Origin of the sequence: Advenella sp. FME57, from assembly GCF_014897675.1 — a bacterium.
Lineage (GTDB): Bacteria > Pseudomonadota > Gammaproteobacteria > Burkholderiales > Burkholderiaceae_B > Advenella.
Genome location: NZ_JABUXU010000001.1, coordinates 442156 through 463282, shown reverse-complemented (window position 1 = coordinate 463282; position 21127 = coordinate 442156). Strand labels below are relative to the sequence as shown.

20 protein-coding genes, 1 tRNA gene and 2 pseudogenes are annotated in these 21127 nt (G+C 51.4%); 9 read left to right on the top strand and 14 right to left on the bottom strand.

Features of this window, described 5'->3' with window-relative positions:
• Nucleotides 1–128: 128 nt before the first annotated feature.
• From INT32_RS02095 to INT32_RS02085, 3 genes are all read left to right on the top strand, one after another.
• A complete protein-coding gene (locus INT32_RS02095) occupies nt 129–671 on the top strand; it encodes a hypothetical protein (protein WP_193087060.1) in 543 nt (180 codons plus the stop codon).
• A gap of 162 nt (nt 672–833) precedes the next feature.
• Nucleotides 834–1325 (top strand): hypothetical protein, encoded by a 492-nt coding sequence (locus tag INT32_RS02090; protein ID WP_193087059.1) that lies wholly within the window; start codon nt 834–836, stop codon nt 1323–1325.
• Between the two features lie 138 nt (nt 1326–1463).
• Nucleotides 1464–3173, top strand: a complete 1710-nt coding sequence (locus INT32_RS02085; protein ID WP_193087058.1) for an FMN-binding glutamate synthase family protein — start codon at nt 1464–1466, stop codon at nt 3171–3173.
• Between the two features lie 123 nt (nt 3174–3296).
• On the opposite strand, the gene INT32_RS02080 is transcribed toward INT32_RS02085, so the two are convergent.
• The 3 genes from INT32_RS02080 to INT32_RS02070 all read right to left on the bottom strand — a co-directional run bounded on the left by INT32_RS02080 (nt 3297) and on the right by INT32_RS02070 (nt 6407).
• Nucleotides 3297–3833: a hypothetical protein gene (locus INT32_RS02080; RefSeq protein ID WP_193087057.1), complete on the bottom strand. Its 537-nt coding sequence runs from the start codon at nt 3831–3833 to the stop codon at nt 3297–3299.
• A 406-nt stretch (nt 3834–4239) separates the two neighbouring features.
• Nucleotides 4240–5031 (bottom strand): CDP-diacylglycerol diphosphatase, encoded by a 792-nt coding sequence (locus INT32_RS02075; protein ID WP_193087056.1) that lies wholly within the window; start codon nt 5029–5031, stop codon nt 4240–4242.
• A gap of 29 nt (nt 5032–5060) precedes the next feature.
• Nucleotides 5061–6407: an MFS transporter gene (locus INT32_RS02070; protein ID WP_193087055.1), complete on the bottom strand. Its 1347-nt coding sequence runs from the start codon at nt 6405–6407 to the stop codon at nt 5061–5063.
• Nucleotides 6408–6653: 246 nt separating this feature from the next.
• Here INT32_RS02070 and INT32_RS02065 point away from each other — a divergent pair, with 246 nt between their 5' ends.
• Both INT32_RS02065 and INT32_RS02060 read left to right on the top strand, forming a co-directional pair.
• Nucleotides 6654–7103 carry a ribonuclease domain-containing protein gene (locus INT32_RS02065; protein WP_193087054.1) on the top strand — a complete coding sequence of 150 codons (450 nt, stop codon included), beginning with the start codon at nt 6654–6656 and terminating at the stop codon, nt 7101–7103.
• Nucleotides 7104–7132: 29 nt separating this feature from the next.
• The gene (locus tag INT32_RS02060; RefSeq protein WP_193087053.1) at nt 7133–7423 is read left to right on the top strand and encodes a barstar family protein; all 291 of its coding nucleotides are present in this window, start codon (nt 7133–7135) and stop codon (nt 7421–7423) included.
• Between the two features lie 184 nt (nt 7424–7607).
• Here the strand turns inward: INT32_RS02060 and sstT are convergent, their stop codons facing one another.
• From sstT to INT32_RS02040, 4 genes and pseudogenes are all read right to left on the bottom strand, one after another.
• Entirely contained in the window at nt 7608–8846 is a 1239-nt protein-coding gene (gene sstT / locus INT32_RS02055) for a serine/threonine transporter SstT (RefSeq protein WP_193087052.1), read from the bottom strand.
• Between the two features lie 274 nt (nt 8847–9120).
• Nucleotides 9121–9693, bottom strand: coding sequence for a DUF421 domain-containing protein (locus INT32_RS02050; RefSeq protein WP_193087051.1), 573 nt, complete (start codon nt 9691–9693; stop codon nt 9121–9123).
• A gap of 166 nt (nt 9694–9859) precedes the next feature.
• Nucleotides 9860–11365 (bottom strand): tripartite tricarboxylate transporter permease, encoded by a 1506-nt coding sequence (locus INT32_RS02045; protein ID WP_193087246.1) that lies wholly within the window; start codon nt 11363–11365, stop codon nt 9860–9862.
• Between the two features lie 104 nt (nt 11366–11469).
• Nucleotides 11470–11916 (bottom strand): annotated as a pseudogene (locus INT32_RS02040) (tripartite tricarboxylate transporter TctB family protein); the annotation flags it as partial.
• Between the two features lie 231 nt (nt 11917–12147).
• Between INT32_RS02040 and INT32_RS02035 the strand changes: the two are divergent.
• Together INT32_RS02035 and INT32_RS02030 are read left to right on the top strand one after the other, a co-directional pair.
• Nucleotides 12148–12861, top strand: a complete 714-nt coding sequence (locus tag INT32_RS02035; protein WP_193087049.1) for a response regulator transcription factor — start codon at nt 12148–12150, stop codon at nt 12859–12861.
• Nucleotides 12858–14228 carry a HAMP domain-containing sensor histidine kinase gene (locus INT32_RS02030; RefSeq protein WP_193087048.1) on the top strand — a complete coding sequence of 457 codons (1371 nt, stop codon included), beginning with the start codon at nt 12858–12860 and terminating at the stop codon, nt 14226–14228. The genes INT32_RS02035 and INT32_RS02030 overlap by 4 nt, the downstream gene beginning before the upstream one ends.
• A 263-nt stretch (nt 14229–14491) precedes the next feature.
• Here INT32_RS02030 and INT32_RS02025 read toward each other — a convergent pair whose 3' ends face one another.
• The 3 genes from INT32_RS02025 to INT32_RS02015 form a co-directional block, all read right to left on the bottom strand.
• Entirely contained in the window at nt 14492–14764 is a 273-nt protein-coding gene (locus tag INT32_RS02025) for a hypothetical protein (RefSeq protein WP_193087047.1), read from the bottom strand.
• Nucleotides 14765–14852: 88 nt separating this feature from the next.
• The gene (locus tag INT32_RS02020) at nt 14853–15287 is read right to left on the bottom strand and encodes a GNAT family N-acetyltransferase (protein WP_226816376.1); all 435 of its coding nucleotides are present in this window, start codon (nt 15285–15287) and stop codon (nt 14853–14855) included.
• A gap of 147 nt (nt 15288–15434) precedes the next feature.
• Nucleotides 15435–15647 (bottom strand): CsbD family protein, encoded by a 213-nt coding sequence (locus INT32_RS02015; RefSeq protein ID WP_193087045.1) that lies wholly within the window; start codon nt 15645–15647, stop codon nt 15435–15437.
• Between the two features lie 506 nt (nt 15648–16153).
• Here INT32_RS02015 and INT32_RS02010 point away from each other — a divergent pair.
• Nucleotides 16154–16363, top strand: a complete 210-nt coding sequence (locus INT32_RS02010; protein ID WP_193087044.1) for a CsbD family protein — start codon at nt 16154–16156, stop codon at nt 16361–16363.
• A gap of 204 nt (nt 16364–16567) precedes the next feature.
• Here INT32_RS02010 and INT32_RS02005 read toward each other — a convergent pair whose 3' ends face one another.
• From INT32_RS02005 to INT32_RS01995, 3 genes are all read right to left on the bottom strand, one after another.
• Nucleotides 16568–16942, bottom strand: a complete 375-nt coding sequence (locus INT32_RS02005) for a VOC family protein (protein ID WP_193087043.1) — start codon at nt 16940–16942, stop codon at nt 16568–16570.
• Nucleotides 16943–17530: 588 nt separating this feature from the next.
• Nucleotides 17531–18715, bottom strand: coding sequence for a DUF1501 domain-containing protein (locus tag INT32_RS02000; protein WP_193087042.1), 1185 nt, complete (start codon nt 18713–18715; stop codon nt 17531–17533).
• Nucleotides 18712–20223 carry a DUF1800 domain-containing protein gene (locus INT32_RS01995; RefSeq protein WP_226816439.1) on the bottom strand — a complete coding sequence of 504 codons (1512 nt, stop codon included), beginning with the start codon at nt 20221–20223 and terminating at the stop codon, nt 18712–18714. Before INT32_RS01995 ends, INT32_RS02000 begins: the two co-directional genes overlap by 4 nt.
• A 450-nt stretch (nt 20224–20673) precedes the next feature.
• Here INT32_RS01995 and INT32_RS01990 point away from each other — a divergent pair.
• Nucleotides 20674–20967: pseudogene (locus tag INT32_RS01990) on the top strand (tyrosine-type recombinase/integrase); the annotation flags it as partial.
• Nucleotides 20968–21014: 47 nt separating this feature from the next.
• Here the strand turns inward: INT32_RS01990 and INT32_RS01985 are convergent.
• Nucleotides 21015–21091 (bottom strand) — tRNA-Met (locus INT32_RS01985).
• Between the last annotated feature and the right edge of the window lie 36 nt (nt 21092–21127).

Below are 21127 nucleotides of genomic sequence, written 5' to 3'. Positions count from 1 at the left end.
CACATACAACTTGCTTCATTCACATTTTGCAATGAATTTACCCGGCTTTAATGATTAAATTCGGGCAGGCGAACGTTCTGCTTTGTGTTCTTGCAGCATTTTTTTCATTTTATTAAAAAAGGCAAACTATGAAATTAATTACGCTTGTTATGGTCGCCGCGGTAACGACCGCTGTTGCGGGATGCAGTTTTTTTGAAAAAAAGGCCACTTCCGGAACCGTTGCCGCGACATCAGCGGCTCCCGGCAGCCCAGCGACTGCGGTTCAGGCGACCGGCGCGGGTAACCTGGAAGTGTATGTGGGTTCGACTGCCAAGCCTAAAGCGACCAAGGGCAAGTCAGCCAAAACCATTCCACTGCAGGTTGGAGACCAGACCTACCAGGGGGTGGGCCCGATTCTCACCCGTTCCGATATCAAGAATGTCTTCGTGACCAAGGCTGGTGATCGTCCCGCGTTGGGGCTGCGCGTCACGCCGGAAGGCGCCCGCAAGCTGAATGCCGAAATTTCCGGCAAAGCCATCAAGGGAAAAATGGTTTTGGCCAGCCTGAACGATTCCATTTTTTCGACAACGATTGCCTCGCCTGGCGCCGTGGATGACGGCGTGTTGCTGATGCCCATGGCCACGCTGAACAATGCCAAGACAGCGGCTGACATTATTCGCGGTACAAGATAATACCGCCCGGGTCTTCGTTTTGTTGTGCCGGTTGCGTTGCTTGCAGTATTCACTCTGAACATTGTTAACAATTGAGCGTTGTTTTTTCTCTGAATCTGTTGTAACGTAAACGGACGACTTTATGCGAAGTTGTTCTCAAATTAGTTTTAATTAGGAAATACTATGAAATTATCCAGAAAAGTTGCGTTGATTGTGCTTCCTCTGGCTGCAGTTCTGGCCGGATGTAACTCAATGAAGACTGGTACCGAGAGCAATCCCGGCACCACTGCACAGACCCCGGCTGCAAAAGGTACTGCAGTAGACGTGTTCCTGGCTTCTGACAAAGTCATCAAAAGTTATCGTCCTGTTAAGCTGAGTGAGAAACAGACCATTTATGTCAGCAAAACACCGATCATTACTCGTGCCAATCTGACGAGTGTTGATCGTGTCCGCGACAGTCAAGGCCGCTCTTTTGTCAAACTGTCCCTCAATCCCGCCGGTGTCTCCGCTTTGAATGCAGCGCCCAAGGAACAGGGCTATGCGACAACTGTAGGTGGTCAGTTGGCGTCCCTCACAGGTATTCGCCAGAACAACGATTTCCTCTTCATGGTCCGGGATGATCAGGTTGCCGGATCCGTTGTCGAGGCCATCGCGCCAAAAACAGCAGCCAAATAATATCGGCTGCCTGCATTGCCACGTACCTTGTAAGTGGCAATACGAGCCTCGCTTTGCGGCGAGGCTTTTTTACGACCTTTGATATTGTCATGTATAAGTCGTATTCTATGCTACCCGATGTTCAATAAAAGGTGCACAATGCTGTCGTTATTTCCAGTCCGATTTCTGGCATTTTTTCTCGTCATTCTTGGCGCTGTTGTTTACCTGATCCTTGGCATCACTGTTGCCCCGGCGTGGTATGTAGCCGCGCTTGTTTGTCTCTTACTGACACTGGTCGGCATTCATGACCTTGTTCAGTCTCGCCATTCGGTCAAACGCAATTATCCGGTTATCGGCAACCTGCGGTTTCTGCTGGAATTCATTCGGCCGGAATTGCGCCAGTACTTCATTGAAAGCGACACCGATAGGCTGCCTTTTTCGCGCGCCCAGCGCTCTATTGTCTATCAGCGGGCCAAGCAGCAAATTGACAAGCGGCCCTTTGGTACGATCGAAAATGTCTATAGCGACGATTACGAATGGGTCAATCATTCCATGATGCCCAGCCATATTCCTGACCGCAATTTCCGGATTACTGTGGGGCAAGGGCAGTGCAGGCAGCCCTATGACATATCGGTGTTCAATATTTCGGCAATGAGCTTCGGCGCGCTATCGGCCAACGCCATCCGCTCGCTTAACCGCGGGGCCAAGGCCGGTGGGTTCGCCCATGACACAGGAGAAGGCGGAATCAGCAGCTATCACCTTGAAGCTGGTGGCGATTTGATCTGGAACATTGGTTCCGGTTACTTCGGCTGCAGGGATGAAAACGGACATTTTTCCGATAGCGCATTTGCACAGAAAGCGACCTTGCCCAATGTGAAAATGATTGAAATCAAGTTGTCGCAAGGCGCCAAACCAGGGCATGGCGGCATCCTGCCAGGCCCCAAAGTCACTGCTGAAATTGCAGAGGTACGTGGCGTCACGCCAGGCGTCGATTGCGACTCGCCAGCGGCGCATTCGGCATTCAGCACGCCGGTTGAGCTGTTGCAGTTCGTTCAGCGCCTGCGCACGCTGTCGGGCGGCAAGCCCGTCGGCTTCAAGCTGTGTATCGGGCATCCCTGGGAATGGTTTGGCATTGTCAAGGCGATGCTGGAAACCGATATCACGCCAGATTTTATTGTGGTAGACGGTTCCGAAGGCGGGACCGGGGCGGCGCCCGTGGAGTTCGTCGATCATATGGGCGTACCGCTTAAAGAAGCCTTGAGGTTAGTGCACAATGCTTTGGTGGGTGTCGGTTTGCGTGACCGCATCAAGATTGGTGCGTCGGGAAAAATTATCTCCGCCTTTGATATGCTCAGAACGTTGGCGTTGGGCGCCGACTGGTGCAACAGCGCGCGTGGTTTTATGTTTGCCGTGGGATGTATTCAGGCGCAGGCCTGTCATACCGGCAAGTGTCCTTCCGGCGTGGCTACCCAGGATCCATCGCGACAGCGCGCCATTGTTGTGACGGACAAGGCCGACCGGGTGACCCATTTTCATCGCAATTCGGTGCACGCCCTGGCCGAACTGCTGCAGGCCGCCGGACTGACTCATCCTGAACAATTGCGGGCGCACCATGTGGTGCGGCGCATATCCAGTTCTGAGGTCAAAGTACTATCGGCGATTTATCCGGAGCTGGAAAAGGGAGATTTGCTCAAAGGCAATTATCGCCTGAAAATTTTCGAAATATGCTGGCCGTTGGCTCAGGCGCATTCTTTTCAGCCTGCGCGTTCCATTGATCTGGTCGCCAGCGAAGTCAATACCGGTTATCAGATCAGTGAAAAGCCGGCGGAAAAAGACGCCCCATTCGATAAGCCGCTGCAACCGCTTTAAATTGCTTGCGACCAAGCTCAGTGCATCCTGGCGTCTGTGGTGCAAGGCGAACACGTCATCGCGTGCACCTTGCTGGCGCTGAGTTTTGCCGTCCGGGCCGTCAGCACAGGCGGCTTCAGCAGCTTATTGTGCAGCGGGTGCCGCAGGTTTGGCTGGTGTCTCTGGCGCTGCAGGGGCGGCTGGCGCCGACGATGCTGCCTGCGCCAGTTTGTCGCAGTTTGCCGTGAAATCCTTGATGAAGCGATTTTTTTCTACGATCTTCTCCTTGGGAGTAGACCACAACAGCTCGACAAACTCGATAAATGAAGAGACACGTTCGTCAGGGATGGCGGTGTTGTTGCTGACGGCTTCGTTGGCTTCGTCCTGCGTCTTGCCATTCACGCGCATGTCATAAAGCTCTGCAATGATTTTACTGGCATCGATGCAGGTAAGTGTGACGGGCGCACTATCATTGCTGGCATCTTCACCTTGCGCATTCTGATAGGGATCTTCCTGCTTTGGCGGAGGGACCGGCGCAGGAGGAGGCTGACGCAGTTCTGACTGCTGGGGAAGTTCGACATCGTCATCATTGAAAAGTGTTGTCTCAATAATTTTCCACGCACCAAATGCAATGGCTGCCGCAACCAGCAGCAATATGAGCAACTTTATGAACGATTTCATGTATATCCTTACGCTTGCGAACGGGGTACGAACCGCCGTTCCTGACTATGACGAATCAATATACTATAACTTATTTGCGGCGGTCAGAAAATTCAGTAACCGATAAACATATTTACGAAATCATACGGTCGTCCTACAGTGCCCAGCTGGGTGTTGGAATTGTCACAAATTGCCTGTTTCAAAAAAATACGGAGTTGACGGCATTGTGTCAGAGGTCGTGCTGCGGGGTTTGCACCGGCCTTTTTAGGGTATTTACGGCACTTGCGGTTGCCGCAAGCCGATCGCTGCCGCTATGGTCCACAGTCAGGGCTGGGAATGCGCCCTGAATGACAAGGGCCTCAAAGGCGTAGATGACGAAAATGACGTGAAGCGCATGACGAACGTGGGCGCAATGGCGTCTGATCGCCTAACGGCCTGCCAACAATTGCGGGCAGCGATGGTCCTGAAAGTCTCCTTCAGCCGACGCCCCCGGGCGGTGGGTTGCAAAAAGCAGAAAGTGCTGTTCAGACAGCGGATACAGGGCCAGACTCACATTGGCCATGTCCTGCCGCGCGTGCGCCAGTGAGGCGATGGTCAGTGCGATGGCGCCATGCTGCTCAAGCTCGTTCAGCGACAGGGTTCGCGCCTGGTACGCATGGCCATTGATCCCTCCCGGCACCGGCTGCCACCGGGAATCGAGCTGCGATTGCAAGGCAAGCAGGCGCTCACGCAGGGCAGGGCGGATACAGGAGATGTGGATATGCAGATGATTTTGGCTGCGACCCGATTGTGAATTGACGGTAAACGAATAGTCTTGCTCTGCGATGGCACTGCCCAGCAATCGATCCATATAGTGGCGGGCGTGCCAGGCTTGTGCAAAATACGGCGTGCGGCTTGCGCTCAGTAGCGCAGGATCTTCCAGACCCGTCACGTGCCGGGTGGGCATATGCAAATACTGCAGGGGTCCGTTTTTATCCTTGAAGATGGCGTAGCCGTTGTCCATATCGACCTTAATACACGGCAGTGGCGGATTCTGGCCGGCCAGCTGATTGGGAACGCATTGATCATGCACAAAATGCCAGAGTATGTCGCCGCGTGCCACCGGTTTGCTAGGCACTGCCGCCTTCGGTTCGGGAATCGCAGATGTACTGCATGCCGCCAGCAGGCTGACGGCAATGAGCATAGCGGCGGCAAGCCCGCAACGGGACCGGACAGACATATTCACTCCTTGTTCAGTGTGCTTGCCAATTACTCCATAGGCTCGCGCATTTCAGTAATGTACGAATGGTCGGAGCGCATGACGACAAAAACGAAAATGGCATTGGCGATGCCAAGAAAAAGAACGATCAGCGGGACGGTACTGAAGGCAATCAGCAGCCCGGTAATGACCGAGCTGGCTACCAGGAAAATGGCATTCATGATATTGTTGGCGGCAATCACACGCGAGGAATGAGTTTTTGGTGTCTTTTGTTGAATCAGGACATAAAGCGGCACGCTGTACAGCCCGGCCGACATGCTCAGCAGGAATAGCCCGGCGAGCAACAGCCAGTTTGTGGGAAGCCTGACAAATTCGTGTAGCGCCAGCAGATGCGTGGCATTCAAATCATGGGCCAGAAAGTACAACGCAATGGAAAAAACGGTCATGCCGGCGGCGCCCACGGGAACAAGCTTGAGTACATTGAGCCCTTTCTTGCCGATCCAGCCGCAAAGGACAGAGCCAAACCCCACGCCGATGGAAAATACGCCCAGAAGCAAGGTGGCAACCTGTTCGTCGCCACGCAGGATTTCCTTGGCAAAGACGGGGAATATATTCAGATACACTGCGCCAAAAAACCACATCCAGCTGATCAGCAGAATGCTTTTGAAAACATGTCGATCATGAAAGGCGTACTTGATATTTTCTATCGTACCGCCGATCGGATTCCAGTCCAGTTTCAGGTCGGGGGACGACATGGGGGTGGGCGGAACTAGCCCTGAACAGAGTCTGCCCGTGACCGCAATCAATACGCAACTGGCGGCCACATAATGATAGCCGAAGCCTTCTATGCCGGCCAAGAATCCGCCAGCCATATTGCCCAGCAGTATCGCGACAAAGGTGCCCATTTCGACCCAGCCGTTGCTGCTGACCAGTGTTGTGCCGTGAAAGACCTGGGGCAGATAGGCAAACTTGACCGGCCCGAAAACGGTCGAATGGATGCCCATCAGCAACACGCATAGCAGCAGGATGTACACTTGCTGGTAAATGAGTGCGAACGCGGCCAGTCCCATGATTCCGATTTCAGCGGTTTTGATCCAGCGCATGAAACGCGCTTTCTCGAATTTGTCTGACATTTGCCCGCTCACGGCGGACAGCAGCAAAAACGGGATAATGAACATGCCATTGATCACGACGCCGGCCATCTCCGGCGGCAACCAGCTGACCGAAACATGATACGTAAGCATGATTGTGACCGCGAACTTGAACAGATTGTCGTTGGCCGCGCCCGATATCTGTGTCCAGAAATAAGGGGCAAAGCGCCGTTGCAGCATGATATGGGTCGCATCGTCAGATGCTGCACCGTCTTTGGCAGTGTCGTGGGGGGAGAGATTTGTCATGGAAAATATATGTTACAGCTGCGCAATTAGCCGGACAGAAACAACAGTCGCAACATTAAACCAAATTACAGCTTCGTGGTTAAGGAATAGCGGTTTAGTTAAAATGTATCATTGGATCTGTCAGATTTTCGTCATTCTGTCAACACAATCGGCTACACTCTGAACACCAAAAACACGTTTGCGAGTGGCGATATGCAACGGTTCCTGTCGACATTGATATTAGCAATTTGCGCGCCGGCGTATGCCATGGGTTGGGCTGCGCCCGAACCGGCTCCTGTCAAGAGCAGCGATACTTTAGCCGGCGGTGCCGATCGCTGTGAAGTCGTGCTGGACGTTTTCAACAAGGCCGAGCTTGACGGACAGATCGATACCTCGCAACTGACAGACATCGTGCGCTCGCTGACGTCCCGCCAACAGCTGCCTGCCTACTTTGTGACGAAAAAGCAGGCCCGGCAGGCGGGGTGGTCGCCAGGGCGTTATTTTTCCGATATCCCCGCATTGCGCGGTAAATCTATTGGCGGTGATCACTTTGGCAATTATGAGCGTCGTCTGCCCCGGTGGCAATGGAGAGAGGCTGATCTGGACTACCGCGGGAAAAAGCGCAACGCCAAACGGCTGGTCTTCGCCCGGGCCGGCCAGCAGTACGTGACCGTGGATCATTATGAGACATTTCACAAGGTGCCAGCATGTCGATGAGAACCTCGAAACGCAGGAGAATGAAGGCTGTGCGCCGCCCCCCCGCGCCGCTCAAGACCTGCGAACTAACGCATATTCATTCGATTGATGATGTTTATGATCAATTGCAAATAGCGCTGCATCTGCCCCAGTATTTCGGTCGCAATCTTGATGCACTATACGATAGCCTGAGCGCGGATGTAAAGGGCCCTTACCGGATTGTCTGGCATGGCCATGCCAGAAGCGCGATTGAGCTGGGTGAACTGTATTATGAAGGATTGCTGGATATTTTCAGGGCGGTGGCTAGCGAGCGTGACGACGTGCAGCTTGAGCTCGATTGAGTGGACAAGCCCAAGGTAGAGCGTGTTCTGTCTGATTGGCTGACCTGCGCTGGAATCTGGATTGTGCAGATGGCGCCTTGCCCGTCGCTCCTTTTCATCGATCGTATGGCAGAAAAAAACCGGCCATGGGCAGGCCCATGAGCCGGTTTTCTGTTTGTAAGTGCTATTTACCCAGCATGCCGTCTCAGATTGCGATTTCGCGTTCTGTTGCTCCCGGGGTCAGCATGGCTTTGTCCGCCGCGGCAGTAAACAGCACATCGGTGGAGGAATTGAGCGCAGTTTCACTGGAGTCCTGCACGACGCTGATGATGAAGCCGACCGTTACCACCTGTGCGGCCAGGTCATTGTTGATGCCAAACAGGCTGCAGGCCATTGGAATCAACAGCAGCGAACCACCGGGTACGCCCGAGGCGCCGCAGGCGCCGACTGTTGCCAGCAAGCTCAGCAACAATGCGGTCGGAATATCAATCTGAATATTCAATGTATGAACGGCAGCCAATGTCAGGACCGTGATGGTCACGGCCGCCCCGGCCATGTTGATGGTTGCCCCCAGCGGGATAGACACCGAGTAAGTATCTTCGTGCAGGCCCAGTTTTTTGCACAGAAGCAGATTAACTGGAATATTGGCGGCTGAGCTGCGCGTAAAAAATGCCGTGACGCCACTTTCGGCCAGGCACCGGAATACCAGCGGATAGGGGTTGCGGCGAAGCTTGAAATACACAAGGAGCGGGTTGATGACCAGCGCGACAAAAAGCATGCAGCTGACCAGAACCAGCAATAGCCGACCATAGACCATGAGTTCGCCCAGGCCGGTTGTTGCCACGGTAACTGCGATCAGACTGAAAATGCCCAATGGCGCCAGGCGGATTACCCAGCGCACGACCTTGGTCACGGCCTGCGCTGCGTCGCTCAAGATAGCCTTGGTGGCGACGCCAGCGTGACGCAGACCGATGCCCAGCAAAATGGCCCAGCTCAGGATGCCGATATAATTGGCTGTCAGAATGGCATTGACTGGGTTATCGATCACGTTGAGCACCAGCGATCGCAATACTTCTATAATGCCTGTCGGGGCACTTTGCGTGACCTGGCTGGTCACCAGTGTAAGCGTAGTCGGAAAGGCAAAGCTGGCCACAACCGCAACCAATGCTGCCGAAAACGTACCCAGCACGTACAACAATAAAATGGGTTTGATATATACTTCGGTACCACTGCGATGTTGGGCAATCGCAGCCATGACCAGTACAAAGACCAGCACCGGTGCGACCGCCTTAAGGGCGCCGGTAAAGAAGGTGCCGATAATCTGGCTCGATTGGGCTGCCTGTGGAAAAAATACGCCAAACAAAATACCAAGAACCAGGCCGATGATGATCTGGCGAACGAGATTGCCGCGGGCGATAGCCGCAAATAAATGCTGCAAAGTCATGACATCATTCCAAAATGCATGTGATCGTGCAGAACCGTGGACAGCAGCACCACGCGTACCCAGTTCTGACGCGCGCGGCCAAAGCTGATCCGTATCTGCAGGAAAACGAAAGGGGTGTTGCGATCGGGCAACGTAAAAAAGCGGGATGCGCGCGCCAGAATTGCCCTGAAAAAACGCGATGGGCGTCATATTAGCCGCTTTTTTGCCGCTTGTGTTTCGAAATGATGACATCCGGTCAAAACGGGTTTGAGCGTACTGTGGTTGGTTTTGCCGGCTATTGGCCGATATCGCCCCTGGTTCGGGTGGCCGGACGACCGTCTTTGGATTGCGTATCGGCGGTGCCTGCACCGCCGGCGTCGTTATGCTTGTCCGCCTTGATGACGCTGATTTCGCCATTGGTTTCCAGAAAGGCGCGCCTGACCTGCGCCAGGTCATCGACTCCGTTGATGCGCAATTGCTCCAGCAATTCGGCGCGGGTGACATATTCGCGGCGCATATTTTTCAATTGCAAGATTCCGTCCTTGACAAGTAACAGCTGATCGGGCGAAAGCACATGGCTTACCGCTGGAAAGAAATATCCCAGACGGTCAACCAGAAATGACCATAGAACGATGCCGGCTGCCACTGTCAGGCCATCCGTGATGGTATCAGAAGATCCCGACAGCCCATTGCCGACGGCTTCCGATACTAGCATCACAACGACGATGTCGGCAAAACCCAATGAGCCGATGTTGCGGCGCCCACCGAACCGGAACAGCAGATAAATACCCCAGTAGATGGCCGTACTGCGCAAAAAAGCCTCGCCGAACGTCTGCTGCATCTGAAATACTTCACTTAGCATAGTCATAAGGGAATTCCTGTGAAAATCGGAGAAAGACCAATAGGGGGCTGCCCTGTAAAGTATACCCTGTGACCCTCGACCATCAAAAAAAGCCCCGTACCGGTAGCGGTACAGGGCGGTTGTTGACTGCAGCCAGGCGAACCACAAGGCGCGGCCATCCCGGGACTGCAGTTTATTCTTCTTCGACGAACGTCTCTTCGCGTTTCTTGCGAATCGAGGGCAGCGCGACCAGCACCACAAGCGCAGCGGCCAGGATAAGCAATGACATGGACAATGGGCGAGTGACGAAAGTGCTGAATTCACCGCGGGACAACAGCAGGGCGCGACGGAAATTTTCTTCCATCATCGGACCCAACACCAATCCGAGCAGCAGTGGGGCACCTTCACATTTGAGTTTGCTCCACACATAGCCGATTACACCGAAAATGGCCATGATGTAAATGTCAAACACGTTGTAGTTCAGCGAGTACACACCGATGGTGCAGAACAGGACAATGGCCGGGAAAAGGACACGGTACGGTACTTTTAACAGCTTGACCCACAGGCCGATGAGTGGCAAGTTCAGAATGACCAACATCAGGTTGCCGATCCACATGGAAGCAATCAGACCCCAGAACAATTCCGGGTGACTGGACATGACCTGTGGTCCCGGCTGAATGTTGTGAATGGTCATTGCACCTACCATCAATGCCATTACCGCGTTGCCGGGAATACCCAGCGTCAGCAATGGGATGAAGGAAGTCTGCGCAGCGGCGTTATTGGCCGATTCAGGCCCCGCCAGGCCGGCAGGATGGCCTTTGCCAAAGCGATGCGGCTGCTTGGAGATTTTCTTTTCCAGCGTGTAAGAAGCAAAGGAAGATAATACGGCGCCGCCGCCGGGCAGAATACCCAGTGCGGATCCAAGCAGGGTGCCGCGGATACACGCCGGTGCGGCTTCACGCAGCTCCTGACGGTTCGGATACAGCGCGCCAATCTTGTCTGTAATATCAACCCGGTTTTCTTTTTGCGCCAGATTGTTCATGATTTCAGCCAGACCGAAAACACCCATGGCAACCACGGCAAAGTCAATACCGTCCTGCAGTTCGGGAATGCCAAAGTCAAAGCGGGCAACGCCTGAGTTCACGTCGGTCCCGACCATGCCCAGTAGCAGACCCAGTAGAATCATGCAGATCGCTTTGGGCAGGGAGCCGGAAGCCAGGACCACGGCGCCGACCAGACCCAGCACCATCAGAGAGAAATACTCGGCGGGCCCGAATTTGAAGGCAACCTCGGCCAGTGGCGGCGCAAAGGCTGCCAGTAGCAAGGTGGCAAAACAGCCGGCGAAGAACGAGCCCATCGCAGCGATTGCCAGCGCAGCGCCGGCCCGACCATTCTTGGCCATTTGGTGTCCGTCCAGCACGGTAACCACCGCCGAGGTCTCCCCCGGCAGGGCAACCAGAATCGCCGTTGTCGAGCCGCCATATTGGGCACCGTAATAGATGCCGGCAAGCATGATCAGGCCCGCGGTGGGAGGCAGAATGTAGGTTAAAGGCAGCAGCATGGCAATGGTAGGGACAGGGCCGATACCGGGCAATACGCCGATCAGTGTGCCCAGAATGCACCCGAGCAGGGCATAGGCAAGATTTTCAGGCGTAAAGGCAACCGAGAACCCCAGGGCCAGATGTTGTAATAAGTCCAGCATGATTATTTTCCTTTGATCCGACGTACCAGCATGACGACTGCAATCACGACACCCAGCGGGATGGTGATCTGGGCCAATGTGCTCCATTCGGCAATCGGTTCAGGCCAAAGTGGGAATATCAGGCCCAGGCCTTTGACGAAGGCCAGCCAGGCGAACACCGTCAGAAAAATGGCGTTGCCCACTGCGATCAGCAGGCTGAATTCATGACTGGCCAGGCTGCAGAAAATGATCAGCAGCGGCGTGGCGATGTACAGCCCCAGGTGATCCAGCATGATGCCATACAGGCAGATACTGCCAATAATCAAAAATAGAATGTCCCAGTCGAAATGGCCGACGGCGCTGTCCTCGGCCGGTTCGCCGCGCAGAGAGTTGACCGTGACAATCGCGCCAAGCAGGGCCATACAGATGGCCAGCCAGAAAGGGAAATAGCCCGGACCCATGCGGCTTGGTGTGCCCATGTCATAGACTTGGGAAAATATGACGAAGCCCAGGCCGACGGCCACGAACATCAGGCCGGACCAGAAGTCCTGTTGATTTTTTATCTGCATAATCTACCTTTTAAGTCTCCACTAAAATTGCAGGTGTATAGACAGAAGATTGTATAGAGACAAAAGTCTTGCAATGGATGACGAAAACATTACCGTTTTGTCATGATTGCATTTGAATAAAAATGTATATTGGAATTCGGGTCGGTACGGTACGCGCGCTGGCATGAAATTGTATGATGCTCAGATGGCGGCACAACGCCGGCAAAAAGCATAGGAACGGGGGGGACGCTCATGTGGCACTGCTTGGTCATTGAGGATGATTATGAAAACGCACGGTATATTGCCAATGGCCTGAACGAGTTGCGACACGATGCCGTGGTCTGCGGCAACGGCGCAGACGGCATGCGACGCGCCTGCGAACAGCAATGGGACATTATCATCCTGGACCGGATGCTGCCCGGCAATATTGATGGCCTGTCCATTCTTTCCACGCTGCGCGCGCTGGGCAACAAGACGCCAGTACTGGTGCTTAGCGCCTTGTCGGGCGTGGACGAGCGCGTCCGTGGCCTGAAATCCGGCGGCGATGATTACCTTACCAAGCCATTTGCCTTTTCTGAGCTGATCGCCCGGATCGAAGCACTCATCCGGCGGGCCGGCAGCGACGATAGCGTCAAGCAGTTGCGGGTTGGCGATCTCAAGCTGGATCTGATCAGCCGCAAGGTGGAACGAAGCGGCAAGCTCATCAACCTGCAGCCTCGGGAATATCGTCTGCTTGTGCATATGATGCAAAACGCAGGCAATGTCGTGACTCGCACCATGCTGCTTGAATCTGTGTGGGACTATCGTTTTGACCCGCAATCGAATGTGATTGATGTTCAGATCAGTCGCCTGCGACGCAAGATCGACACCGGCTTTCAGACCCAGCTGATTCACACGGTCTGGGGCGAGGGCTATGTGCTGTCGGACCAGGGGCAGGCGACAGGACAGGATACCGCGCCGTCATGATTCGTCAATTTGTCCGTTTTCTGGACCGGACATGGAATTCGATTTCTTTTCGACTGACATTCAATTACGGAATGCTGGCCATTTTTTCCATCCTGGTCCTGATGGCATTTATTTATTTGCAGGTGGTAGGTGCGTTGCATTCCCAATTGCAGCGTCAGATCGCTTCGGCGACCCATAGACTGGTGACCGATTTCGAAACGGGTGGTTCAGAGCGGTTGATCCGCTCACTTGCCTTTACCCTGTCGGATAATGTGGATTCGGACCAGGGACTGTATCTTTTGCTCAATCAGACTGGTGAAAAGGTGATCGGCAACCTGGATGCTGCTCCGGTCTCGCGGCTGTCGGAGATCGCAGAAGCTGATGTGAGCAACAATGGGGTCGCGCTTAGCGGCAGGTTCAGGGTATCGATGCTGGATGATGGCAGCACGCTGGTCGTTGGTGTGGATCTGGCCGAGACCAACAGAACCATCGGACTGATCGGGCAGGCGTGTCTGGTCACGCTGTTTGTTGCGCTGATGCTGGTGATCGTGGGTACGTTCATCTTCAGGCGCGAGCTCGATTTCAGGGTTAGCAGCATTCACAAGACAGCTACGCAAATCAGCAGTGGTCAACTGTCATCGCGAATACCCCTGTCCGAAATACACGATGAGTTTTATCACCTGAGCCACGAAATCAATTCAATGCTGGACCGTATAGAGGCGCTCATGAAAGGCGTTCGTCATGTGTCCGATACGATCGCGCATAATTTGCGCACGCCGCTGACCCGCATTATCAGCAGGCTGCGTACGGTGCAGCGGCCCGGTCATTCTGCGCAAGAGGTACTGCAGGCCACGCATTTCGCCGTTCAAGAAATTGAAAATCTGAATCAGCTTTTTGAAAAGCTACTGCAGATCTCCGAAATCGAAGCCGGTGTGTATCGGCAACGCTTTCGCATATGTGACTTTTCGGCGATCGCGGACGATGTCATTGACCTTTACAGCGCCTTCGCCGAAGACCGGCGTCACCAGCTGTCATTGAATATTCGTGGTGACTGTCAGATCCATGGCGACGCAGACTTGCTGGCCAGCATGCTGGCCAATCTTGTGGACAATGCATTGAAATATACTCGCGAGCATGTCTGGGTGAGTTTACATGGGGAGCAGGGGCAGTTATCGATTCGGATAGAAGATGACGGCCCGGGCATTCCTGCCAGCGAATATGGCAATGTGGGCAAACACTTCTATCAACTGGATCCCAATGCCACAGGCTTTGGGCTCGGGCTCAAAAGCGTCATGGCCATTGTGGCCATGCATGAAGGAACCCTGATGTTTGAGGACTGCCGGCCGGGGCTGAGAATTACAATTGTATTCCCGATTGAGCAGGGCTAGTGCCTGATATCTGCTGGGTACAGGCTGCACTCAATGTACCTTTCATTATCGCTTCATATTCTTGTTACGGCAGATTTTCGTCTCCGTGGTCCCTGGCTTTCAAAAGCCAGGTGTCCATTCGGGCAGGCAAAGTGGTTCTCGCAGGGCAGGTTCTCAAGTAACTTGAATGCCAAGGGCCATCTTTTTTACTCGCTGATTCTATCGCTCGTCGTCTTTTGACTGCCGATATCAATGATGATAAATATATAACGCAGACATGCCCGTCAACCGACGTAGGGAGCTCGTCTGCCGACCTTGGTCACGCCGTCTTCGTCAATTTGATAGAAATCATTCGGGCTGTTCCAGCACTCGTCAAACAGCGCATCCAGACGCTCCGGTCCGAGTTTTTCGTACGCGTTCTCCTTGACCAGAACAAATCCATCCCGGTGGCTGTTCATGTAGTATTTCACAAGTGTTAGTTGTTTGCCCACCCGGTACGCTTCGTAGACTACGCCTAATGCATCGCCCTTGCGTACAGCCCATTTTTCAAATGCCATCGCTGTCTCCCAGCTCAATTGCTCACTATACAGCAGATACTGCGATCGTTAGTCGTCAAAGCGGTGGCGCGGTGAGTTGGCCCGGCGATCAGGATATGGCAGTCATCTGGCCATTAGTCCGGTCCAGTCTCAGCGTCAGGCGCAGCATGTCATAAAGCCTGATACCATCTTCAACGATGGGTTCGTTGTAGTTGTCGATGAAAAAATTTCGTTCGATGCCGGTCACCCGAAAGCCCTGTTTTTGGTAAAAGGCGAGCTGGTAACCGAATGATCCGGTCCCCACCTCCAATTGTATGACACCGGATCGGCGATAAAAACCGATTATCCACTTAAGCAGCAACGTGCCTGTACCTGCTTTTTGGTGATCCGGATGCACGGCGATGCTCTTGATTTCGCGGGATGTGGGCGCCAACGCCTGTACCAGGCATGCGCCGATCGCTATCCCGTCATGGGAGGCTACAAAACATTGCGATTGGTGAAGATACGAGCGAATCTTATCTTCCGATGGGTCCGCGAGCAGCAAAAGGTCAATGGGCGCTTGCTTTGGCGGTACTTGTTGAATGTGAGGCGACATATTTCAGGTGTGGTTGTGTCATAAGGCTGGCGGTTAGTCATTCAACGTGCAGACGTTCGTGGTGAGTGCACAAATAGATAGAAATTACTGCTTGACTCATACATGCGAATTTGAATACGAATTCCAGAAGTTTTTCACTTTACGCTGTGCTATCTTGCGAGGGTAACCATAATCAAACTGCAATATTGACACTAATTTTTGAGAATCACCGCCAATATAAGTCAATTCATCTTTTGAGAGATTAATCCAACGTTTCTTAAGGATAACTTTGAAGGCATCAGCTTTCCATTTATTTTTAAATATAATCATGGCACTGTCCTAATAGATGTAGGTTAATTCACACTACATCTATCACTCTACACTGTTGCGGTACGAAAAGGGCCGTGCAAACCTATTTCACAAATTTGTAATTTGGCTCTTTTAATACTTACACTTGATCGGTAGGTGAACTCAGGCAAGTAGAGTACTGTGGTCTACATGGGTTTGATTTTCTTGCCCATAGTCAAGGAGCATATATATGCTTATCGAATTAAAGTTTGCACAGCTATGCAAATCCATACAAAGAACGATAAAAAACGAATGGAGAATGTGCTGTGAGCAAGGTTCACCATAAATAGCTTGCACACTCGACTTTGACCGTGGCGTATTAAAACACCGAGCGGATATGCGAGATGTTGCGGTGTGGAATGATCGAAAAAATATTAAGATTTTTGCGCCAGTTTACGATGTATAAAGAATGATAAATTTTGTATGCATGGCGCACGGGATGTGCGAGTTTTTCGCATGTACCAATATTTGATAATAGGAGTATTATCATGGAAGGATTCAAAGACGCAAAATGGGATGACATCAAAGGTTCAGTCACTACTCAATGGAGTAAATTGAATGATGGTGACGTCAAGCAAATTAATGGCCATGCCGACAAACTGGTAACAGCTATTAAAGATAAATATTCAGTGACTCAGCCAGAGGCTGAAAAGCAAGTTCAGGAATTCATCGATAAGAAGCAACCCGCAGCAGTGTAGTCTAGCGAGTTGAAAAGGCACCCTTCGGGGTGCTTTTTGTTGGGTATCAATTCTCGCAATGCCGAGTTTAGCGTGGCGGAGTTAGCGTGGTATTACTGCTGGCCAAGATGCCAAGAGCGAAATCAGTCGATCAATTTAACCCAGGACGGGACGGCGACGAATACCAGGGAGAGGACGCCAGCGAAAAAGAAAAACGATTGAACACTAGGCGCCAGGTTTGCTGCAAACCACTTCGATATTGTGTCCGTCCGGCCCGATTACAAAAGCCGCATAATAATGCGCATGGTATTGTGGCCGTAACCCGGGAGCACCATTGTCTTTTCCACCAGCCTGTAGAGCTTTTAGATAGAAAGCGTCGACTTGCTCGCGATTTTCGGCAGCAAAAGCCAAGTGAAGATGTGCAGGTTTTTCCTCGGTTTGGAACAAGCACAATGAAACGTTGCATTTCGAGCTGAGCTCTACGCCGTACGTTGGCGTTCCCTCAGACGCGACTGCTACCCCAATTGGTTCGAGCGCTTGGAGAAAGAACGCTTTGCTTGCGGCATAGTTACTGACCCCGAATTTCACATGATCAAACATCGTATATCCTGAATAGTTTAAAACTACGGATTACCGTAGTAATAGAGATTTTCAATAATTAATCACCCGCTATTTCCGTAATCCTATCATTGCTTGATCACAAAGTCATGCTTCACCTTGCGCTCGCAGAACCGAGTGATCACGTTCCCCAGCGCCACCGAATCATATGCGGCAGTGGTCGGCGAGTTTGGCTCCACGCACTCAGCGAGATTTCCCGGCAGTGGCGGACGAGTAGAGATCGAGGATTGAGCGCAACCGGCCCGGTTCAATGTGCGGCAGAATTAGCCAGAGTCAATGTTATTTTAAATAAAAACAATAGCATATGAAAAATAACGAGCCAATTATCAGGGCAGGCGGCAATCGGTGACAGTGTGCGCAATCGTTGGTTCGGTTGAATCGTGACCGTCGACCAGGTGAAGGAATTATTATCTGCGGCCAGGCCTGAATCTGCGGTTGAGGGGTATGGGGTGACGCGGAAGATAGGCAATAGCAGGAATCTAGGCGTGGATTCGTGCGAGTCGATCTGCTTGTGATTTTATCGACCCCGACTAATATTGTTTAGAGTACTGAAGCCAACCAACCACTTCGTCACACAAGTTTCATCGATCTTGGATTACTGTCAGGAAAAATCAAATCGATCTGCTTTGGGGTCAATCCGTATATCTGCCGGAACATTCCTCCAAGTACATCTCGGTAATCATTCAATACCTTGTAGTCCCGTTTTTGATTGAGTGTTTCTAATGTCACTTTTTCCTGCTCTCCCAGCACATGCCCGCCATTTACCTTTCCTCCAAGGACCCAGTGTACCGATCCGTGCCCATGATCAGTACCGCCGGTTCCGTTCTGCTTGAATGTCCGTCCAAATTCGGAAATCACATACACGACTGTATTGTTCCAGGCCGGCCCCATCTCCTTGGCAAAGGTATTCAGTCCTTTGCCAAGGTTCACCAGGTAGTTGGTCAATTGGCCGTTTACCCCGCCCTGATTCACATGGGTGTCCCAATTTCCTACGTCAATAAATCCCAGGTTATATTTTCCTTTCATCATTCCTGCCATGCGCTGGGCCTCTAGTTCAAATCCCTTCGGATTAATCGCATTACGACTTGCCGCCTGCTTTTCCTTCTCAAAAGATGCGATTACCTGACGTTTATTTTCCAATCCTGTTCGTACCTTGGCCTCAAGATCTGTTTTTTCATAGAGTTCGGCCAGCATTTTCATCTGATCCTCATTCAGCCTTGACTTGTTTCCTGAGCGCAAGGAAAAATTGGCTACATCACTTTTACCCTGAAAACTTAGTGGCAAATTGTTTGCAAATGCCACTGGTACTGCTTTCCCAGCTAGTACCATTGCAAGGCGATTCAGAAAGCCAGACTCCTCCGTCCGCTTCCCATTCTCACCCAGGCCACGTTCCACCACATCCTGCGTATCAAAATGGCTTCGGGACATGTCCGGTGTGCCCGCAAATGGAACAAACAATACTTGTTTTCTCTCCCATAATCGAAACATCGTGTCTTGCAGTGCAGGATGCAGCGCCCAGGCGTCATCTAGCACCAGTGCGCCATTCGTAGCTTGCGGCTTGGGAATAGCTAGCTTTGGACGTGCCTCATAATAGTAATCCGATGTATACGGGATTAACAGGCTGCTGGAGTCGTAGGCTCCTCTTAAAAATACGAAGAGAAAACGTACATCGGTTTTTCCTGCGGACCATACGGCTGAACTGTTGACCCATAGCGGCATCAGTAGGGACGCAGTAATAAATTCACGACGCTTCATTTCTTTACCTCTCTGTTTTGCCACTCTGGAGAAGACAGGAACAACGTATTCCATAGTGGTATGTTTTGAGCTTTACTCAGTACCTTGGTCGTGTTCGGGGAAAGATGGGATGCATAAACCGCCTTGAAAGTTGAATTCTGAAAAATTGGTGGTTTGACTTTCCGCTTTTCTTTCTCCTCTTGTGCAGTAAATAGCTTTGGGACTTTGCCTGCTATGGCACGAGCAATTTCAAACCGCTGACTCAGTTGGCCTGAACTGTTCCAAGAGCTACTTGCAAGGGAATATCCGTTGGGGGTTACATAGCCATATAAAGGCTGGGACAATCTGGATATCCAATTTATCACAGGAAGATAATTTACAATTAGTTGTCGCTCGTATACATGTCTGACAGCGGCAATAACAAATTGCGTAGGAGAGCGATACTTGGACTTTAGGCTCTCAAGAAACTCCTTGCTTTCAAACATCACGGCAAGCGTGGCAGCTATATTGCCATCCGATGTGAGAAATTTTTCACTCATTGTTTTAATAAGTGTTTCAGAAGGACTGTCATCTACAAAATACTGCGCCATTTTTTTGCTGACATGCTTGGCCGTCGCAGGGTTTTTGCTCAGTTGTTCAATCAGTTGCTCTACCTCTCCCCAGCCTGTTCCTTTGTATGACACACCAAGTACTTTTTTCGTACCATAATCGTGTCGAGCTGGATTGAATTCGAATCCATGATCATTGATGTAACCCATTGCTCGATTTTCTGGCAATCTTGGCTCTCTGCTTTTGTAATTTACGCCAACTCCGGTCAAAATACGCGCGACCTCCTTTACATCGTTCTGTGAATAACCCGCGTCAACCCCCAGAGTGTGCAATTCAAGTAGCTCTCTCGCGTAGTTTTCATTTATCTTGCCTTTGCGGCTCCTTGCGTTGTCCAAATATGTCAGCATTGCTGGGTGTGTCAACGTGGCCTTCAGCAAATCGCTGAATTTGCCCAAGGCATAAGGCCGAATCGCTTTGTCTTCGTAGTCTCCAATTTGCCAGCGTATATTAGCTTTCGGTGCATATACATTGAAATGATTCAGCCAAAACCATACTAGCTGTTCTCGCAATTGATTAGGAGAGTATATGGCGCGAATCAAATGTCTGCTCCTGGCCTGAAAAACAGACTTTTTACCACTGTCCGCAATGGCTTTAACTAAATTCGCTTTCGTGTCGCCATCACCAATTTTGTTGCGTTTTGCACGCAAATCAAGAATTTCACCCATTCGTTCATCGAACGGCACGAATTCAGAATTAAATACAGTAAGCACCTTAGGCGGCAGCTGAGCGCTGTTCGCAGCTAACTGCTTTTGAAGGTAGGCTTCACGCCCAAGTCGTTGATACTCTACCAGTACCTGCTGGTTCACAGAATACGTAACCCGATTCAGCCAGCCAATATCTTCAGTTGTCAGTTCGCGAGCTTCGATAGAGACTGAAAATGCCACCGTTATGACGCAAAGCATTGCTGATAGCCGGTTCATGTGATTCAAGTCTGCTTCCTTTTCAATGTGCTATTTGTACTACCTATGAAAGGCTGTTCGAATTGATAAAAAATATCACACTCAATATTTATTAACTTATGCTCAATTATGCTACTTTCCGGATCGACTACATTTAGCTTTCGAGAAATGAATAAATAAACTATAGCCAATCCAATACAGCGCTTGGCGGTACTCTACCAAAGCAAAATTTTCTTTCAAATGTGTGTACGTATTTCAAATGATGTTAAATCGCGATCTGTAATTCAGTCGCAATGAAAAGGGGTGATTGTTCCCACAGCTGCACCATTAACATCCAATTGGCAACAAGTAGATAATTAGGACTTGGTAATGCGCACAGGAATTTTCTGAACGTGACGGTTTTATTTCGTCAGGATCGCCGATCTGTGTCATGGCATATAGCGAAGGGTGCAAGACGTGCGTCACCCCGTCAATACCGGTGGGCATCCATCAGCCATCAATCGGAAATGCTTCAAGCTGGCTCTCACGAAAGCCAATATTGAGGACTTTCACTTTCATGACCTGAGGCATACCCGGGCAAGTTGGCACGTTCAGGCTGGAACCCCATTATTTGTTCTTAAAGAAATGGGTGGGTGGGAAAGTCTTGAGATGGTAAAGAAGTATGCACATTTGAACGCAGACCATTTGGCGGTTCATGCAACTGGTGTCATGTTTTTGTCAAGGTTGGCACAGAACACCATTGTGACAAATAAAAAGGCCGCGTAAGAGGCGGCCTAAGTATTTGATATATCTACGGATTAAAACTGTGTAAATGGTGGCTCTTCCCCGATTCGAACGGGGGACCTGCGGATTATGATTCCGTCGCTCTAACCGACTGAGCTAAAGAGCCATTCTCACAGCTTTCACCTCATAAAAATGAGGTTTC

Coding starts and splice junctions, on each gene's coding strand:
- INT32_RS02095 (WP_193087060.1), top strand. CDS start 129: ATGAAATTAATTACGCTTGTTATGGTCGCCGCGGTAACGACCGCTGTT.
- INT32_RS02090 (WP_193087059.1), top strand. CDS start 834: ATGAAATTATCCAGAAAAGTTGCGTTGATTGTGCTTCCTCTGGCTGCA.
- INT32_RS02085 (WP_193087058.1), top strand. CDS start 1,464: ATGCTGTCGTTATTTCCAGTCCGATTTCTGGCATTTTTTCTCGTCATT.
- INT32_RS02080 (WP_193087057.1), bottom strand. CDS start 3,833: ATGAAATCGTTCATAAAGTTGCTCATATTGCTGCTGGTTGCGGCAGCC.
- INT32_RS02075 (WP_193087056.1), bottom strand. CDS start 5,031: ATGTCTGTCCGGTCCCGTTGCGGGCTTGCCGCCGCTATGCTCATTGCC.
- INT32_RS02070 (WP_193087055.1), bottom strand. CDS start 6,407: ATGACAAATCTCTCCCCCCACGACACTGCCAAAGACGGTGCAGCATCT.
- INT32_RS02065 (WP_193087054.1), top strand. CDS start 6,654: ATGGGTTGGGCTGCGCCCGAACCGGCTCCTGTCAAGAGCAGCGATACT.
- sstT (WP_193087052.1), bottom strand. CDS start 8,846: ATGACTTTGCAGCATTTATTTGCGGCTATCGCCCGCGGCAATCTCGTT.
- INT32_RS02050 (WP_193087051.1), bottom strand. CDS start 9,693: ATGACTATGCTAAGTGAAGTATTTCAGATGCAGCAGACGTTCGGCGAG.
- INT32_RS02035 (WP_193087049.1), top strand. CDS start 12,148: ATGTGGCACTGCTTGGTCATTGAGGATGATTATGAAAACGCACGGTAT.
- INT32_RS02030 (WP_193087048.1), top strand. CDS start 12,858: ATGATTCGTCAATTTGTCCGTTTTCTGGACCGGACATGGAATTCGATT.
- INT32_RS02025 (WP_193087047.1), bottom strand. CDS start 14,764: ATGGCATTTGAAAAATGGGCTGTACGCAAGGGCGATGCATTAGGCGTA.
- INT32_RS02015 (WP_193087045.1), bottom strand. CDS start 15,647: ATGATTATATTTAAAAATAAATGGAAAGCTGATGCCTTCAAAGTTATC.
- INT32_RS02010 (WP_193087044.1), top strand. CDS start 16,154: ATGGAAGGATTCAAAGACGCAAAATGGGATGACATCAAAGGTTCAGTC.
- INT32_RS02005 (WP_193087043.1), bottom strand. CDS start 16,942: ATGTTTGATCATGTGAAATTCGGGGTCAGTAACTATGCCGCAAGCAAA.
- INT32_RS02000 (WP_193087042.1), bottom strand. CDS start 18,715: ATGAAGCGTCGTGAATTTATTACTGCGTCCCTACTGATGCCGCTATGG.
- INT32_RS01995 (WP_226816439.1), bottom strand. CDS start 20,223: ATGAACCGGCTATCAGCAATGCTTTGCGTCATAACGGTGGCATTTTCA.